This is a genomic window from Cupriavidus sp. PB-02, assembly GCF_058252315.1.
Genome location: NZ_JBXPSX010000003.1, coordinates 341083 through 357498, shown reverse-complemented (window position 1 = coordinate 357498; position 16416 = coordinate 341083). Strand labels below are relative to the sequence as shown.

15 protein-coding genes and 3 pseudogenes are annotated in these 16416 nt (G+C 60.5%); 8 read left to right on the top strand and 10 right to left on the bottom strand.

The window, feature by feature from the left end; genetic code table 11:
* Positions 1 to 76 precede the first annotated feature (76 nt).
* The 3 genes from AC10V3_RS35980 to AC10V3_RS35970 all read left to right on the top strand — a co-directional run bounded on the left by AC10V3_RS35980 (position 77) and on the right by AC10V3_RS35970 (position 4124).
* Positions 77 to 496: a MarR family winged helix-turn-helix transcriptional regulator gene (locus tag AC10V3_RS35980; RefSeq protein WP_490924509.1), complete on the top strand. Its 420-nt coding sequence runs from the start codon at positions 77 to 79 to the stop codon at positions 494 to 496.
* 142 nt (positions 497 to 638) lie between these two features.
* A complete protein-coding gene (locus AC10V3_RS35975) occupies positions 639 to 884 on the top strand; it encodes a universal stress protein (RefSeq protein WP_490924508.1) in 246 nt (81 codons plus the stop codon).
* A 501-nt stretch (positions 885 to 1385) separates the two neighbouring features.
* Entirely contained in the window at positions 1386 to 4124 is a 2739-nt protein-coding gene (locus AC10V3_RS35970; protein WP_490924507.1) for a calcium-translocating P-type ATPase, PMCA-type, read from the top strand.
* 349 nt (positions 4125 to 4473) lie between these two features.
* Here the strand turns inward: AC10V3_RS35970 and AC10V3_RS35965 are convergent.
* Positions 4474 to 5711: pseudogene (locus AC10V3_RS35965) on the bottom strand (ISL3 family transposase); the annotation flags it as partial.
* A gap of 157 nt (positions 5712 to 5868) precedes the next feature.
* Between AC10V3_RS35965 and AC10V3_RS35960 the strand changes: the two are divergent.
* Together AC10V3_RS35960 and AC10V3_RS35955 are read left to right on the top strand one after the other, a co-directional pair.
* A complete protein-coding gene (locus AC10V3_RS35960; protein WP_490924663.1) occupies positions 5869 to 6327 on the top strand; it encodes a ProQ/FinO family protein in 459 nt (152 codons plus the stop codon).
* 34 nt (positions 6328 to 6361) lie between these two features.
* Positions 6362 to 8230: an ISL3 family transposase gene (locus AC10V3_RS35955; RefSeq protein ID WP_490924506.1), complete on the top strand. Its 1869-nt coding sequence runs from the start codon at positions 6362 to 6364 to the stop codon at positions 8228 to 8230.
* Positions 8231 to 8660: 430 nt separating this feature from the next.
* Here the strand turns inward: AC10V3_RS35955 and AC10V3_RS35950 are convergent, their stop codons facing one another.
* Together AC10V3_RS35950 and AC10V3_RS35945 are read right to left on the bottom strand one after the other, a co-directional pair.
* Positions 8661 to 9005: a hypothetical protein gene (locus AC10V3_RS35950; RefSeq protein ID WP_349606655.1), complete on the bottom strand. Its 345-nt coding sequence runs from the start codon at positions 9003 to 9005 to the stop codon at positions 8661 to 8663.
* 48 nt (positions 9006 to 9053) lie between these two features.
* On the bottom strand, positions 9054 to 9302 hold the full coding sequence (locus tag AC10V3_RS35945; RefSeq protein WP_349606653.1) for a hypothetical protein: 249 nt from the start codon (positions 9300 to 9302) through the stop codon (positions 9054 to 9056).
* Between the two features lie 563 nt (positions 9303 to 9865).
* On the opposite strand from AC10V3_RS35945, the pseudogene AC10V3_RS35940 reads away from it, so the two are divergent.
* Positions 9866 to 10015: pseudogene (locus AC10V3_RS35940) on the top strand (transposase domain-containing protein); the annotation flags it as partial.
* Between the two features lie 482 nt (positions 10016 to 10497).
* Here the strand turns inward: AC10V3_RS35940 and AC10V3_RS35935 are convergent.
* Complete coding sequence (locus AC10V3_RS35935; protein WP_349606649.1) at positions 10498 to 10812, bottom strand: hypothetical protein; 315 nt, start codon at positions 10810 to 10812, stop codon at positions 10498 to 10500.
* A gap of 646 nt (positions 10813 to 11458) precedes the next feature.
* Here AC10V3_RS35935 and AC10V3_RS35930 point away from each other — a divergent pair.
* Entirely contained in the window at positions 11459 to 11608 is a 150-nt protein-coding gene (locus tag AC10V3_RS35930) for a hypothetical protein (RefSeq protein WP_490924505.1), read from the top strand.
* Between the two features lie 38 nt (positions 11609 to 11646).
* On the opposite strand, the gene AC10V3_RS35925 is transcribed toward AC10V3_RS35930, so the two are convergent.
* The 5 genes and pseudogenes from AC10V3_RS35925 to AC10V3_RS35905 all read right to left on the bottom strand — a co-directional run.
* Complete coding sequence (locus AC10V3_RS35925) at positions 11647 to 11805, bottom strand: DUF3309 family protein (protein ID WP_490924504.1); 159 nt, start codon at positions 11803 to 11805, stop codon at positions 11647 to 11649.
* A 17-nt stretch (positions 11806 to 11822) separates the two neighbouring features.
* Positions 11823 to 12053, bottom strand: a complete 231-nt coding sequence (locus AC10V3_RS35920) for a DesA/ISL3 alpha bundle tail domain-containing protein (protein ID WP_490924503.1) — start codon at positions 12051 to 12053, stop codon at positions 11823 to 11825.
* A complete protein-coding gene (locus AC10V3_RS35915) occupies positions 12023 to 12319 on the bottom strand; it encodes a hypothetical protein (RefSeq protein WP_490924691.1) in 297 nt (98 codons plus the stop codon). Before AC10V3_RS35915 ends, AC10V3_RS35920 begins: the two co-directional genes overlap by 31 nt.
* Before the next feature lie 137 nt (positions 12320 to 12456).
* Positions 12457 to 13722: an IS256 family transposase gene (locus AC10V3_RS35910; protein ID WP_022540107.1), complete on the bottom strand. Its 1266-nt coding sequence runs from the start codon at positions 13720 to 13722 to the stop codon at positions 12457 to 12459.
* 118 nt (positions 13723 to 13840) lie between these two features.
* Positions 13841 to 14443 (bottom strand): annotated as a pseudogene (locus tag AC10V3_RS35905) (fatty acid desaturase); the annotation flags it as partial.
* Between the two features lie 490 nt (positions 14444 to 14933).
* Here AC10V3_RS35905 and AC10V3_RS35900 point away from each other — a divergent pair.
* Positions 14934 to 15302: a hypothetical protein gene (locus AC10V3_RS35900; protein WP_349606640.1), complete on the top strand. Its 369-nt coding sequence runs from the start codon at positions 14934 to 14936 to the stop codon at positions 15300 to 15302.
* A gap of 89 nt (positions 15303 to 15391) precedes the next feature.
* Here the strand turns inward: AC10V3_RS35900 and AC10V3_RS35895 are convergent, their stop codons facing one another.
* Positions 15392 to 16111 carry a Crp/Fnr family transcriptional regulator gene (locus AC10V3_RS35895; protein ID WP_349606638.1) on the bottom strand — a complete coding sequence of 240 codons (720 nt, stop codon included), beginning with the start codon at positions 16109 to 16111 and terminating at the stop codon, positions 15392 to 15394.
* Between the last annotated feature and the right edge of the window lie 305 nt (positions 16112 to 16416).

The window sequence follows — 16416 nt, the reverse complement described above, 5'->3', positions numbered from 1 at the left end:
GTCAAGGAACGTGCTCTGCCTTGCAGCAGGGCAACGTTTGAGCGACCAAGGATCGCTGGACGCACTGGGAGCAGATATGAATCCTGCAATTCGAGACAACGAAACGAAGCAGCGCTTTGAAACATTGTCCGAGTTCCGCTATGAACTGCGCCGCTTCTTGCGATTCTCCGAAGTCGCCGCGCGCGCGGAAGGTATCACGCTCGTGCAGTATTTGCTGCTGCTACATATCAAGGGGTTCCGAGGCCGTGAATGGGCCACGATCGGTGAGTTGGCGGAACGCCTGCAGGCGGCCCCGACTGGCGTTGCGGCGCTGGTGTCGCGTTGCGAGGCTGCCGGGCTGGTTGCACGCATGCCAAGCCAGGCGAACCACTACGAGGTGGAAGTGCATCTTGAAGTGCGGGGAGAACGCTGCCTGACGCGTCTGGCAGCCCTGCACAAGAACGAACTCGAGTCATTGGGTTCGGTCTTCAAGGTCTCCAAGCTGGCGCGGCCATAGCCGTATGCTCATGGAGCGTCATGTTGAATTTTTTTCTGCCTCAACCTCTGCGCGTATCAGACAGCCGTTCCTGCTTCACAATGTATTCTGGAAGCGCCTTGGGATCGCGGGCACGCGCGGATTACAGACGAGGAGAATAACGATGGCGCTGTTTGCTCGAATCCTGCTGTGTTACGACGGAACACGAGAAGGACGCAGGGCGCTCCTCTATGGCGCGGAGTTGGCGCGGGAACGTCAGGCGGAAACGCATCTGCTCGCGGTGCTCGACAATGCCTACTGGATCCGTGGCTTCGATGCCGTGGCGGCAGACGCGTCTTCGATCGAGGACGAGTCGGCAACGTTCGCGAACGCGCAGGCCAGGCCCACCAACCCGGCATCGCCCCAGTAAAGGCAGAGGCGAAGAATCGCCGGCGCGGAAGCGTCGAGGTGAGAATGGTTTCACTCATTCTGCGTAAACCTGGTGCTTTACGGTGAAAGCGGCGTGCTCATGAGGAGTCAGGCTCAGCTGTTCAATTTTGTCCACAAGCGAGGGACCGTGGACCGCCAACGTTCGAGCTCGCCACCTTCGGCTCGACTGTGATGTGTGCAGCAGGGCGAGGGGGCCTTGTGCCAGCCGCTGCAAAGACAGGAGTCTGGTGCATGCTATGCAGTTCCCTCCTCAAGCGAAGGCATGCCGATGACGTCGCGCCACCAACCGCGCCTGTGCAAACGGTTTCCGCCAGCGAACCCGGGACAGCACAACTGCTTCCGCCCAAAGCTTGCTCCTTCTTCTTTTAATTTATGTCATGCTGTGACATATTCAAGAATGGGAACTGACACCATCAAGCGCTTCCGGTAGCGTCTATAAAGGGACCGAGCATTGCCGCACCTACCCGAGAACGCCGCTCGAATGAGCCGGCCGGTTGCCTGTAACGATTCCTCCTTTGCAGTCGAGGATACACCTGCCTGGCACGGCCTGTCGGCCAGTGATGCGGCGATACGTCTGCAGAGCGATGTTCGCACCGGACTGAGTGCCGACCAGGTACGGCTTTGCGCCCAACGCTGGGGCCCCAATCGGTTTTCCGGTAAACCGCCACGTTCGCCATGGTCGGTGTTTTTCGCTCAGTTCAAAAGCCTGCTGATCATGGTTCTGATCGCCGCTGCGGCGCTGGCGGCAAGCATCGGCCATGTGAGGGATGCGGTGGTCATTCTCACCGTCATCCTGCTCAACGCCACCCTTGGCTTCTATCAGGAATACCGCGCCGAGCAAAGCCTTGCGGCACTGCGCAACATGTTGCCGGCAATGGCACGCGTGCGGCGCGACGGCAAGGCAATGACGGTGGCCGCGGAACAACTAGTGCCGGGCGACATTGTTCTGCTGGAGGCGGGCGACCGCGTACCGGCGGACGGCCGGCTTGTCGCTTCCTTTAGCGTGGAGGTCGACGAATCAGCTCTGACGGGTGAATCCGTGCCGGCTGGCAAGCATATTGACGCCTTGGCAGAGGATGTGCCGCTGGCTGAACGGATCAACATGGGGTACATGAATACGATGGTGACACATGGGCGCGCCGAACTGCTCGTCACCGCAACCGGCATGCGCACTGAGATGGGGCGGATCTCCAGTGAGCTGGCCAACACTGAAGACGGCCCCAGTCCTTTACAGATGCAACTGGACCGGTTTGGCAAACGCCTGGCGATGATTGCTGGCTTGCTTGTGACGTTGTTGTTCTCGCTACAATTGCTGCGCGGCGAGGCGCTCACCACAGTGATTCTGGACGCCATTGCCTTGGCAGTAGCGGCTCTCCCGGAAGGGCTCCCGGCCGTGGTGACCGTGACATTGGCGCTCGGTATGCGCAAGCTGGCCAGGCAACATGCCATCGTCAAGCGGCTTGCGGGTGTAGAAACGCTGGGCTGCACCACGGTCATCTGCTCCGACAAGACCGGCACGCTGACGCTGAACCAGATGACCGCCCGAGCGCTCTTCTACCGAGGACAACGCTACATCATCACGGGTGAGGGCTACCATACGGACGGAGAGGTTCGCCACGCGAGCGGTGACATGGCGGCGATACCGGACCTCGCTCCTTTGCTGTGGCCGGCTACCGCATGCAATGACAGCCAACTGAAGGACGGTAAAGTCATGGGCGACCCAACTGAAGGTGCCTTGCTAGCGCTCGCCGCAAAGGGTGGAATCGAAATCGAGCATGTACAACGCACGATGCCACGTATTGCCGAACTTCCCTTCGATTCCGCCCACAAATATATGGCAACCTTCCATCGCGAGGGCGAACATGTGCGGATTTTTCTCAAGGGTGCTCCCGATGTGTTGTTGGCTCATTGCAGCCGTTTCGCGGGGCCACAGAACGAGACGGCACTGAACAGCAGCCTGACAGCTGAAATCGAAGCGGAGTACCACACCCTCGCCGGGCAGGGACTTCGTGGTCTCATGATTGCGACCCGCACAGTACCGGCCGCCGACTTCAATCCAGCGTGCGACCTTTTCGTCTATGTCAACGAGCTGACTTTCCTTGGGCTGATAGGACTGGTGGATCCGCCACGTCCAGAGGTGAAGGAGGCCATCGCGCTATGCAGGCACGCGGGTATCGAGGTCAAGATGATCACGGGCGATCACAGGGACACGGCAGCCGCTGTCGCGAAAGAGCTGGGACTGACAGGCAGAGTGGTCACTGGCGTGGAACTGAACGCCATGCAAGCGCACGAACTCGCCGAGATCGTCGAGGACATCGTCGTTTTTGCCCGCGTGGTACCCGAGCATAAGGTAAAGATCGTACGGGCGCTCAAGGAAAAAGGGCACGTGGTGGCCATGACGGGCGATGGAGTCAACGATGCGCCGGCGCTCAAGGCGGCCGATATTGGCGTGGCAATGGGCATTACAGGAACCGAGGTGGCGAAAGAAGCCGCTGCCATGGTGCTGACAGATGACAATTTCGCCACCATCGTCGGCGCGGTAAGGCAGGGCCGAACTCTCTACGAAAATATCATCAGCTTCGTCCGCTTCCAACTCTCTACCACCACCGGTGCAGTGATGACCCTGCTGGTGGCCCCGCTGGCCGGTCTGCCGGAGCCCTTCAATGCCATCCAGGTGCTGTGGGTGGCCATGATCATGGACGGCCCGCCGGCGGTTGCGCTGGCGCTCGATCGGCCAAGGCCAGGCGCCATGCACGAAAGGCCGCGCCGGCGTGGCGATGACATTCTCAGCCGGCGCCGCTTCGGCAAGCTCATGGCGCTGGGCGCGACCATGATGGCTGGTACAGTGGGCGTGCTGTATTACGGGATGCAGAACGGCTCCGAAGCACGTGCGCTGACCCTGGCGTTCACCACCTTCGTGCTGTTCCAGTTCTTCAACGTCTTTAATGCCCGCGCCGAGAAGGGATCGACGTTCAATAGCCGCTTCTTCGATAACCCCATGTTGTGGGCATCGCTCACTGCGGTCCTTGTTTTGCAGGCGGTGGCGGTGCACTGGGGGCCGGTTCAAAGCATTTTCCATACCGCCGACCTGACGGGCAGCGACTGGCTCATTGCGGTCGGCGTCGCCTCCTTGGTGCTGCTGCTCGAGGAGATGCGCAAGTTGCTCGCTCGCCTCCGAATTTTTCGTGGCAGCACGCAGGCGGCACGAGCATCGGTCTGAACCCGAGGGCGGCCGCATGCACCGGCGTAGAACAAAGGAAAGTCGTCCTGCAGGCTTCGACAGTAATGGTCTCCCCTCGCGCGTCGCTGGAGACGAAAGGGTGACGAAGCGCTTACCCACACGTAGAACAAAGGAAAGTCGGGTCTTCCGCAATTTGTGTGACGACGGCGAACTGGGGTGGAGGATCTTGTCGCATGAAACGGCCGTCGTCTCCATCGCCCCCCCCCACCATTCTTCTGCTTTTTTCGCGAACCTGGGCGAGCCCCGTCGGCCTCGCCCTGGCCCCACGAGCTCATTCCTCTGCGATGGCGAACGGGCTAGCGGGTCCAGTAGGACAAGGCGGGCCGATTCAGCTTGGCTTCAATACCCGCAGCCGCAGAAGCTCGATGTTCGCGCGGCCATACATCTGGCGCTTGAGGAACTTGAGCCGGTTGACGTGACCCTCGGTCTGGCCATTGCTCCATGGCAGCTTGAAGGCCGCTCGCACAGCCGGTAAGTCGGCGCGCAGGCTTTGCGCGAACCTCCGCATTTCCGCAGCGTCGCAGCGCGACAGACGCTTCAACCATCGATCGAACTGCCGCGGACTTCGCCGGTGCATGAGCCCGAGAAACTCCCGCGCGAGGCTGCGGACGTCGCCCACCACGGGTTCGATCTTGCACAGCGCCTGCACGAAGCGCTCGTGGTCCGCGTTCCTGGGCTCCGCAACCGCGAGCTTCCTCCATCCTATAAGCCATCCGAACACGCGCCGGGCCGACGGGCACGGCATCGTGCGCACGGGTGCCTGGAAAAGAGGCTTCTTGCCCTGCGGAAAAAGGAGGCGAATCACGCAATTCCGAACGCGGCGCGACTGCCGGTATAACCTCGCTGCTTGAGTTCCTGCCAGATCAGTTCAGGAAAGCGACAGCCCTGTGCGATTCGTTCCTCGATATAGCTGAGATAAGGATCTAAAGGCGTCGGACCCCGCGCCCTGGGGGCGCGCTCGGGGAATGCCCCCGCGGTGATGAAGTTGCGCACGGTTCGATGGTCGATTGAGAGCTCTTGCCCGATTCCTTTCATCGTGCCGCCCTGGGCGTGTAGCGCCATAACCCGCTCGTACAGCTCCACCCGCGAGGCGCGCCGCTGATCGCTCAGACGCTGCCATGACCACAGTGAGTTGCGGCTCAGCTCCCGCTGCCGGCCCAGGGTCACGCCACGGACCTCGACTTGCTGCGCGGCTTGGCGCAGTTGCGGTCCGAGTCGGCACAGCAGTCTCTCGACATTGTCGCGCAGGTTGCACAGCAGATGCCAGCGATCCGAGACCTGCGTGGCTGCCGGCAGCGCGATGTCGACCGCCTCGGAGTAGGCCCCGGCCCGGTCCCTGGCGACGATCTCGATCGATGGGTGCGCACGCATCCACGCGGCCACCGCAGTTCCGTCCCTGCCGGCGAACACTTCGATCGGCTCACGTCGCTCCAGGTCGACGATGATCGTTCCGTACTAGTGACCGCGCGCGATCGCCCAGTCATCGATGCCGACGACCCGCGGTCGTGGTTTGCGCTTGCGCTCAGGAGCTCTGCGCAACTCCCGCAGCACGGTGTCGGCACTGGTCCACACAGGAGCGGCACCGGATCGGCTGGACCAGCAAGACGTAGGCGCGCGAGCATGCCAATCCATGGCCTTTGCCCACGGATATGCGCCGCACCTGCGGCTCAGCGCAGGATACGCGGCTGCTAAAATCGCTCCACGCGATCCACCACTAAATACAATGGGCTTCGAACAACTGGCGGCACTCAAAGCACAACTGGCAGCACAGGCAAAGGCTGAAAAGGCCGCAAAGGCTGCCGAGGTTCCGAAGCGGGCCACGCCGCCCCGCGCACGGGACGCTGCGCCGGCCAATCCGGCAAAGCCGGTCGATCCGGTGGTCCACACTATCGCCAGACTGCAACGGCATTTTCCGCTAGCCTTTCCGAAGCACCCGGCGCCCAAGGTGCCGCTCAAGATCGGCATCTTCGAGGATCTCCTGCCGCATGCCCAAAAGCTTGCCCTCACGGAGGCCGAATTGCGCGAGGCGATCAAGACCTGGTGCCGCGGCGCCCGCTACTGGGCCTGCCTGATCGAAGGCGCATCACGGATGGATCTGGCCGGCCAGGAGGCGGGGCAGGACGTGAACTGTAGTAAAGATGGGTCTCCCGCACTTTGTGTGACGGCCGAGTCAAGGCCTTGATTTCCAGCCGAATTGGTCTACGTTGATCGTTACCATGAGGCAAGTTCTCGGTGGGATCGAACCTATTCTCGCCCGTGTGGGCAAGCGCTTCGTCTCCAGCGAAGTGCAAGGGGAGACCATTACTGTCGAAGCCCGCAGTACAGTTCGCAGGGCACCGTGCCCGGCCTGCCATCGCTGGAGTCACCGACTCCACGGCCGCTATGTGCGCAAGCTGGAAGAACGTCCAATGCTCGAGCAGCGGGTCGTTCTCGCTATTGAGGTACGTCGCTTCAAGTGTATGAACGCCAACTGCCCTCGTCGTACGTTTGCCGAGAACATCCACGCCTTGGCCGGTCGGTATCAACGTCGTACGCGATCGCAGGCTCGGGCGTTGTACGCGCTGGGCCACGCCCTCGGTGGTGAGGCAGCAGCCCGGCTTGCCGACGCCTTGGGCTTGCGCACCAGTGCTGACACCGTGCTGCGAGAATTGCGCAGAGTACCTGAGCGCAAGCGCAAACCACAACCGCGGGTCGTCGGCATCGATGACTGGGCGATCGCGCGCGGTCACCAGTACGGAACGATCATCGTCGACTTGGAGCGACGTGAGCCGATCGAAGTGTTCGCAGGTAGGGACGCCATTGCAGTAGCTGCGTGGATGCGTGCGCACCCATCGATCGAGATCGTCGCCAGGGACCGGGCCGGGGCCTATTCCGAAGCGGTCGACCTCGCGCTGCCGGCAGCCAAGCAAGTCTCGGATCGCTGGCATTTGCTGAGCAACCTGCGCGACAACGTCGAGCGGCTGCTATACCGACTCGGGCCACAATTGCGCCAAGCCGCCCAGCAAGTAAACGTCAGTAGGGTGACCCTGGGCCGGCAGGGTCTGCGCCGAAGCTCACAACGGTCATGGGAGCGTCTGAGCGCTCAGCGACGCGCCAAGCGGCTAGCGTTGTATAAGGAGGTGATGGCGCTACGCGCCCAGGGCGGCACGATCAGAGGAATCGCGCGCGAACTCTCAATCAGCGCAGCAACCGTGCAGAAGTACGTCAAGGCCGAAGCATTCCCCGAGCGCGCACCCAGGGCGCGGGGTCCGACGCCTCTGGACCGCCAGGGGATTCCGCGCCGAAACTCACAACGGTCATGGGAGCGTCTGAGCGATCAGCGACGCGCCACACGGCTGGCGTTGTACAAGCAGTTGATGGCGCTACGCGCCCAGGGCGGCACGATCAGAGGAATCGCGCGCGAACTCTCAATCAGCAAAGCAACCGTGCGGAAGTTCGTCCATGCTGGGGCATTCCCCGAGCGCGCACCCAAGGCGCGGGGTCCGACGCCTTTGGATCCCTATCGCGACTATATCGAGGAACGAATCATCCAGGGCTGTCGCTTTCCTGAACTGATCTGGCAAGAACTCAAGCAGCGCGGCTATAAGGGCAGTCCCGCCTGCGTGCAGAGTTGCGTGACCCGCCTCCTCTTTCCGCTGGGCAAGACCCCGCTTGTCCTGAAGCCCACGATGCCGATGCCGTCGGCCCGACGCGTGTTCGGATGGCTAGTCGGATGGAGGAACCTCGCCATCGAGGAGCCAAAAAGCACGGACCACGAGCGGTTCGTGAAGGCGCTGTGCAAGATCGAACCCGTGGTGGGCGAGGTCCGCAGTCTCGCGCGGGAGTTTCTCGGACTCATGCACCGGCGAAGTGTGCTGCATTTCGATCGATGGTTGAAACGTTTGTCGTGCTGCGACGCTGAGGAAATGCGTCGGTTCGCGCAAAGCCTGAGCTCCGACTTACCGGCTGTGCGGGCGGCCTTCAGGCTGCAATGGAGCAATGGCCAGACGGAGGGTCATGTCAACCGGCTCAAGCTCCTCAAGCGCCAAATGTATGGCCGCGCCAATATCGAGCTTCTGCGGCTGCGGGTGTTGAAGCCAAACTAAACCGGCCTGCCTTGTCCTACTGGACCCGCTAGTCCGGTCGCTATCGTCGGCGCGTGAGTTCGTGCGGCCAGGACGAGGCTGGCGTGCTCGCTTACGTTAGTCAGTAAGAAGAACGGTGGTAGTGGGGCGAAAAAGACGCCGGCAAGGGTCCTCCACGCGAATTCGCCGTCGTCACACAAATTGCGGAAGACCCATCTTTACTACACTTCACGCGTGGAGAAGGCAAGCCAGCGTGGAGGCTGCCTGGTCAGATTATTTCATGATAGTGAAACTATAATCCGAACTGACGAACGAAACGAGGCGTAGGCCTGCCGCTCGGAGCGATGCTGGAATGGCATGCCGGACAATTTTTTTGCCTGCCGTTGTAAAAGTGGCCGAACAGATTTCCAGGGGCAACGCAGGCCCCCGCCAAGGGTCGGGCTGTCAAGCGTTATCCATTTTCCAAGTACGCGACCCGACCGTCCTTGCGCACATACAAGCCTGAACACGCCAGCACAACGTTCAGTTTATCCGGGCACCAACGAAATCCGCCGGGGTCACGAGCGGCGTTACTGATCAGCATGACCAAATGATTGCCCACCCGATAGCGAACCTGTGCACTCGCCAGTGCCTTGAATAAGCGCTTCCACTTGGTCATGGTCTGGCACGGATCGGAGAGTCCGATTTCCTTGAGCAGCCTCCCTATTTGTGGTCCTGTAAGGCCGCGTTCTGTGTCGCCAAGAACCCGGCATGCCGCTTCGAGATGCTGCATAGTGAAAGGCACGAAGTGCGTCATCGAAACTCCCGCTAGTAAATCGGAAACAAAACCACCGTCTCGCCAAATCTAGTCATCCCCGCCCAAAATCACATCAATTGCAGCCCTTCCGGCCAACTCGCCGACAAGATAGGCCCAACGCCGGCTGTACGGCCCCCCGTGGACTTTGACAAGCTTTCCAAGCACGGAAACTCCCGGCAGCTTCATGGGCCCCACTATCTTGAACCACGCTTCGAACATGTCCTTAGCGCTGGCAATAAGGGCAACGTGAATTTCATATCCACGGTACTGGCTCAACCGCTTGTCATCGATATCCATGTCCCGGGCCCGTAAGGCCATCCCAAATGCGCAAAGTCGTTAATGCAGTCTAACCTCTGTCGGGCAGGGTATTACCCGCTCGTGGAGGCATCTTCCGTCAGATTGGCCGCGTTAGCTGACAACGATGAAGGCGTGAAAGTGAGCCATAGCATGGACGACGCAAAAGAAAATCATGCAGCCAAGGCCCGAGCCCGCCATGCCGTCAGAGACGGAGAGACGCCCTAAAAAAATTCTCGCAGCGCTCGCAACGCGGTTCGGCAAAAGTGTGGCCAGCCCCTATCGCGACGGACAGGCTCTCCAAAAGTCATGAACCGGGTCTGGGACCCATACGGCCAACAAGGTCGTCAGAGCGCAGCAGGCATGCAAGCGTAATGGCGTCGCGGTGATCGTTCTTGACGCGGCCCTTGATGTCCGGCAGCCGAGACGGAGCGACTACGATACAGTGAATGCCGGCAGCCAAGAGTTTGCGATACAACGTATAGACGCACGGCCCGGCCTCGTAGGCACATTCGATGGCCCGTGACGTACCTCGAGACGCCGCAACTGTTCAATGATTGCCGAGCGGCGACGAACGCGCGGCTGCGATGAACACGCTCATCGGGACGGCCAAGCTGAACGGCATCAACCCTGAAGCCTGCCTGCGCCACGTGTTGGACCGCATTGCCGATCACCCCGTCAACCGCATCGCAGAACTCCTGCCTTGGGCCGTAGCCTCTCAACTGCCGCCTCTCCCCCGTACTCATCCTGAACTCAGCACGGTCGGTCGCCTGCTCAGTCAAGACGGCATTGATCGGGCCGTTACGGAAGGCGTGCGCGGCTTCTCGCCTCAGATTCACACCGAAGTGACTCAGGCCATTGGCGATTCTGCAGTCAGAATGAATCGCATCCCGGTTTCAGGGTAACTAGCGCATACTATGATTGACACCACTGTTTGGATGCCTACAAGCAAACAGCGCCGCGGTGCCATCTCACGTGGGCTAGGCGATTCCGCCAGTACCGAAGCGAGTACTTCGCTTTGTGAAGCACCGGCTTACCGTGAATTTCCACACGAATGATAAAGGCGTAAAACGCGATCAACACCACCAGGAAAGCAAGCGGCCAGATGATCATTAAAACTCCTTGCTACGAGCTAAGCCCGTGTGGGCGCGCCTTCAAGCGCCGCCCGACTGCGAAACTACCGGTGTGCCGACACACCTCACCGCCCTTTCATACTCTCGCCTTCCATCGCGGCGCGCCATTCCTCGTACGCCTCGATTGGCTCCATATCCTGGTCGACAAACACAGTAGCCCGTTCCGCGGCGGAGGATGCATTGAGGGGAAAGTCACCCTGGCTGTCCTCCTCGTCAGTACTTGGAGGCAACAGCATGTCCTCGAGCATCCCGTCCAGCTCGGGTGTATTCCATGGCTGGCCCAGCCTAGCCTTCCTTTTAAAATAGTGACGGATCTCCGAGTTTTGTTCGGCGGTCAGTGGAAGCCCTCGGAACGAAGTGGTCGCGTTGTAATGAGTCATATGCATCTCCCAAAGCAGTCTGCGCTCCAATGTAGGTGTTTCGAATCCGAGTGGAACGTCACTGGCTGCCAGGTGACAAGATCCTTCATTTAGGTACCCAAGCTCTCACTTCCTCTTCTTAGCGCCAGCATCGCTTCCAGCACGAGACTGAAGAGTGCTGAACGTGGTAGCAGGCACCGACGGCTTCTTTGGTTGCTTTGGTTTCTTAGCTTCGCGGTTGCCGCGTAGTTGACTTTTGGCCATCTTTGTACTCCTGTTGGCTTGCTCCGCCAGACTGGCAACCCCAGCATACGCGCTAATTCCCTGACACGGAAAAATCTTTTCCGGGACCCGGGTAGCGGCGAGTGCCGGAAAAATTTTTTTCCAGTTGTCCTTAAAAAGGCCGACAAAACAGGAGGTTTGTGACGCCCGCCAACGCCGGCCGAGGAGCGAATACGCAACCTATGCTCGAGAAAACGAGCGCATACTGGGGTTGGCAATGCCTATTGCTGTGAACGCTTCGCTGCGCCCGGCGCACCTACGCGCGGGTATTAGCAGCGCTCCATCAGGTCGCGTTGGAACGTGGTATATCGGGGACGTGCCTGAAGGATTGAAACGACTTGCTTTTCCGGCATCTCTGCCAGTTCCCATACTCTCGGAGTCTTGGATGTTCAGGAAGGCGCGCGCAGGCACGGGGAGGGATAAAGCGGCGTCGCACATGGACGGCATGGCAGCGGCTCCATTTCTGAGCTTCGTGGTGCCGTCGGTTGGTTTGGAACGCATTTTTCCCGGCTTCTGCTATGAAGTGGCTATCTGAATACCGCATCCCCCCGGGCGCAACCTCGGTGCAGCGCGCTATATCTTGCCCATCAACCACAGTACGAGCAGGATTACCAACACCAGCCCAAGACCACCGCTGGGACCATAGCCCCACCCCCGGCTGTGCGGCCAGGCTGGAATCGCGCCAATCAACAGTAGGATGATCACGATCAACAGTATCGTTCCCAATGTCATTCGATGTCTCCCAACGGTCAGGCGTAGCAGCGGAGTTTCCAGGAAAACTCCTGCAGCGCATCGATGCCGCTCTCATCGGCGCGCCGGCACCAGTCTTCCAGTTGTTTGACCCACTGCTCCTTCGAGGTGGCGGAATTGCTCCACAACGCGGTGAGATCCTGGCCCATCGCATAGATGGTGCGCAGCAACTTGCTGGAATGCAGTGCCTGGTGCAGGACTACGCGTTCACACTCCGGTAGCGCCCCCACCTCCCTTTGCAGCCAGTGCTTGAGCGCTCTTCCTGCGCCTTGGCCTCATTCAGACCCGGTAGCGCACGCGCCCGCAGGGTTCGGATTTCCTCCAATGCGGTTTTCCGCAGGATGCTGGCGAATCTGGCCAGTACGTCGTAGCGATGCGTGCTGATGGCCTGCAGGATCTGCGCATCGTAGCCTGCCCTGGCCGGATTGAAGCGGATCTTTGGCGCCACCCTGCGTACGCTGGCTAAACGGAGCGTCACCAGCAGACGGATGTACACCCAACCAAGGTCAAGTTCCCACCACTTGCTGGACAGCCTGGCTGAGCTGACGTAGGCATGATGGTTGTTATGCAGCTCCTCGCCACCGATCGAGATAAAGTCAAATCTGGTGTATGAAGGTTGATCGTGGCCGGTCGTCAGGCGGCGAGTTTCTGCTGAACCGGCGGATTGTCTTGCGCCGGGGCACCGTCCTTGAAGGGGACGCCCTTCAAGAGCAGTTCGATGTGTTCGGCACCTTTGATGCGGCGCCATGTTTTCTCGGCTTCCTCGATCAGCTTGAAGGCCAGGCCAAGGAAAGTCGCTCGTGACACGCAATTGCGCGTGCGCGTCGTGCGGTGACGCACGGTCGCGAAGGTCGACTCAATCGCGTTGGTCGTGCGGATGTGCTGCCAGTGCTCGGCCGGGAAGTCGTAGAAGGTCAGCAGGCTGTCTCGGTCCTTGGTGAGCACGCCGGTGGCCTTGGGGTACTTGGCGCCGTAGATCGTCGCAAAGCGATCGAAGGCAGCATAGGCATCTGCCCTGGTGGCCGCCATCCAAATCGCCTGCAGATCTGCCTTGGCGCGGCCGTGCTGGGACTTGGGCAAGGCGTTCAGGACATTGCCCATCTTGTGGAACCAGCAACGCTGGGCGCGCGTGGCCGGGAACACCTCCTCCAGGGCAGCCCAGAATCCCATGGCGCCATCGCCGACCGCCGCCAGCGGGCCAGCCTGCAGGCCGCGGGATTTCAGGTCCAACAGTACTTCCACCCACGATGCCTTCGATTCCCGATAGCCGTCACCGATCGCCACGCGCTCCTTCCTGCCGTCTGGCGTAACGCCGATGATGACCAGCAGGCATTGCCCGTCCGATCCCTCGCTACGCAGACCCGTGTGGATGCCGTCCACCCACCAATACACATGGCGCGCCGCCGACAGATCACGCTGATTCCAGCTCGCATGCTCGTCTGCCCACTGCGCCTTCAATCGGCTCACCACGTTGGCCGATAGCCCTTTGGCATCCTCACCAAGCAGCACCGACAACGCCTCGCTCATGTCGCCTGTCGATACTCCCTTCAGATACAGCCAGGGCAGCGCTGCACTCACCCGCGGCGACTTCCTCACATACGGCGGCACGATCGCCGAGTTGAACTTCACGCCAGACCCGGACCGATCGCGCACCTTGGGCACCTTCACGGCAATCGGGCCGGCCCCCGTCAGCACCTCGCGCTCCGGGAGGTAGCCATTGCGAACCACGGCGCGCTGCCCGCTCAACGTCTTGACATTACTGAACTGCTCAAGCAGCTCTGCCAGCTCCACTTCAATCGCCTCCTGGATGACCCGCCGAGCCCCGCGCCTGATCAGCTCCTCGAGCCCAAGCCCGATTTCCGATAGACCGACTGCTTCTTTCCCTTTATCCTTGCTCATGGTGGACCTTTCTTGTGCTGGTTTCCGATCTCGACAATCAGATTCTCAGCGGAAAGCTCCACCGCCCTCTACTCCGCGCCTCAAATTCCCCGCCCGTACACCAGTTTCGACTTTAGCTCCCACCGATCAGAATGCCCCATGGCACGATATTCTTGGAGGTGTCATTTGGAGCGTACGTGCGGTAGCCCCAGTAGTGGCCGATGCCGTTGATCACGCCCGCGGCGAAAAGCGGGACCCACAGCATCTGCACTGCCCAGATGCTCAGTCCGATCGGACCGAACAGCACCAGGTCGATCGCCAGCATGAAGCCAATCCCTAGCCCGACGTGCTTCGCATAGAGATTGCGCTCAATCCAGTCGTCCGGGGTGCCGTGTCCATACCTCTCCAGCGTTGCGGCGTTCCTGGCCTCGCTGCGATAGAGTTCCCCACCTTCCAGCAGCACTTGCCTGATGCCGTAGAACTGCGGGCTGTGCGGGTCTTCCGGGGTTTCGCGCTTGGCGTGGTGCTTGCGATGGATCGCCACCCATTCCCTGGTCACCATCCCGGTGGTCAGCCACAGCCAGAAGCGCAGGAAATGGCTGGCGATGGGATGCAGATCGAGGGCGCGGTGGGCCTGGTGACGGTGCAGGAAGATGGTGACCGACGCGATGGTGACGTGGGTCAAGCCCAGCGTCACAAGTGCGTAACCCCACCAGGGGAGACTAAGCAGGCCAAGGTGCATCGCCGGCTCCTTCGCAAGATCAGAATGCGTAAGAGACAGATACGCCTAATATCTTCAGTACGCTGCCGGACACGCGCGGTTACGCCGCAAGGCCGGCAAACGGCTACTGGGCAATACGGTGATTGATATCCATCACGATCTGCCCGTTCAAAACGCCCCCTCACATGAGAAGACTCCTGAGCTTCACCCCGGTAGAAGTCGCACGCACTGTTTCTGGTCGGATCTGGGCGCAATCAAATAAATAACACGGACTGTGCGCTGGCGGACGGCGCTCTGGCCAAGTGTGAACTATATATAAAGGGCGACGCGTGACCGCTGTCGACTGGACGCACTGGAAATCTGCAGGAGTCTCTCGGTCGGCGACATTCCGCTATTCCACTTCCGGATTAAGCGGTCCGACTTATTTGCTAGCCTTTCCTTGCGATGTGAAGGGATGTTTGCTTCCGGGGTTGCCGGGGTATCGCACCGGCTTCATTGAAAGGCGAGGAAAATGCCAGCAGATTATCCCACCACCGTCATTGTCATTTATCACGGCAGCCCCAGCAATTGGTATTTTGCGGAGGTTGATCCGGCGGGATGCATCTGTCGCTTTGGCCCGTTTGGCAGCGAACAAGCGGTCCATGAAATTCTTCCTGTCATCTATCCCGCCGATCTGCCCCGTGAAACCTTCGACGCGCCGGCCGACTGCGACGACGTCACGCTCCTGCGCGCAGCAAGAGGGGCAAAGGATGCACCGCTAGTCAGCCTTTGCCCGACTGGAGACGCAGGGTCAGGGACATCATCTTCGTGGTGGAAACTTTTCTTCGGCCGCAACGCTCCCGCGCGTGGTTCTCTGCGTGCACTAGGATCGAATAACTAGAACCCATCAGGACCGTTTTCCAGGCATTGAGGTAATGGCGGCTGGCTTGCCGAGTGGCGAGGTCGCCTGAGGCCGCCCTGCCTGAAAACTCAAATCGATGACATGTCCGGCAACAACCGGTCGAACTCCCGCTTCACGACCGAGTAGCACTCGCACACCCGCTTTTCCAGCCCCGCCCGATCGAGTACCGCAATGTGCCCATGGCTGTAGCGGATCAGGCCCGCGGCCTGGAGCTTCAGGGCGGCCTCGGTCACGCCGGAGCGCCGCACCCCGAGCATGTTGGCAATGAGTTCCTGCGTCATCGTCAGGTCGTTGGAGGGCAGCCGGTCGATGCTCAGCAGCAGCCATCGGCACAGTTGCTGGTCGATGGAGTGATGGCGGTTGCATACCGCGGTTTGCGCCATCTGCGTAATGAGCGCCTGCGTGTAGCGAAGCAACAGGCGCTGCAGAGGTCCGCCCCGCACGAACTCCTGCTTCAGGATCGCTGCGCTCAGACGGTATCCCTGCCCGGCGCTTTGTACGATGGCGCGGCTCGGCGTCGTTTCGCCCCCCATGAAGATCGCAATCCCGACCATCCCCTCATTGCCCACGATTGCGATCTCGGCGGACGCGCCATCTTCCATCACGTACAGGAGCGAAATGATTGAATTTGTCGGGAAATAGACGTTGCCCTGTTGATCTCCTGACTCGTACACGACATGGCCCAGCGGCAGCTCCACCAGCGTCAGGTGTGGTGCGAGACGCTCCCAGTCGACCGCCGGCAGCGCGGCGAGAAGGTGGTTGGACTTCGGATCATGCGTGACGCTCATGACTGCATCTCACCGGTCAGAACAGGTTGAATCAGCGACGTCGACCTTGCCAGGGCCCCTGGAAGCAGACCACGGGACGGTAGGGGATCACTTGCCTTCCTAAATATAGGTCGGCGGGTCGACTAGGCAAATGCCGGGAAACAGTGCGCCGAAGTCACGCGCACTTCATCGGATACGCGCGCTCGGGTTCCGCCCTGCCCGCTCGGGAAATCTGACTGCAATGGAATAAATGTCCCGATCCGTACGCCTGCGGACGGCAATCGTCCCGTCTCTGGCTCATATTTCGCAGTGGTGCGCCCCTTTCC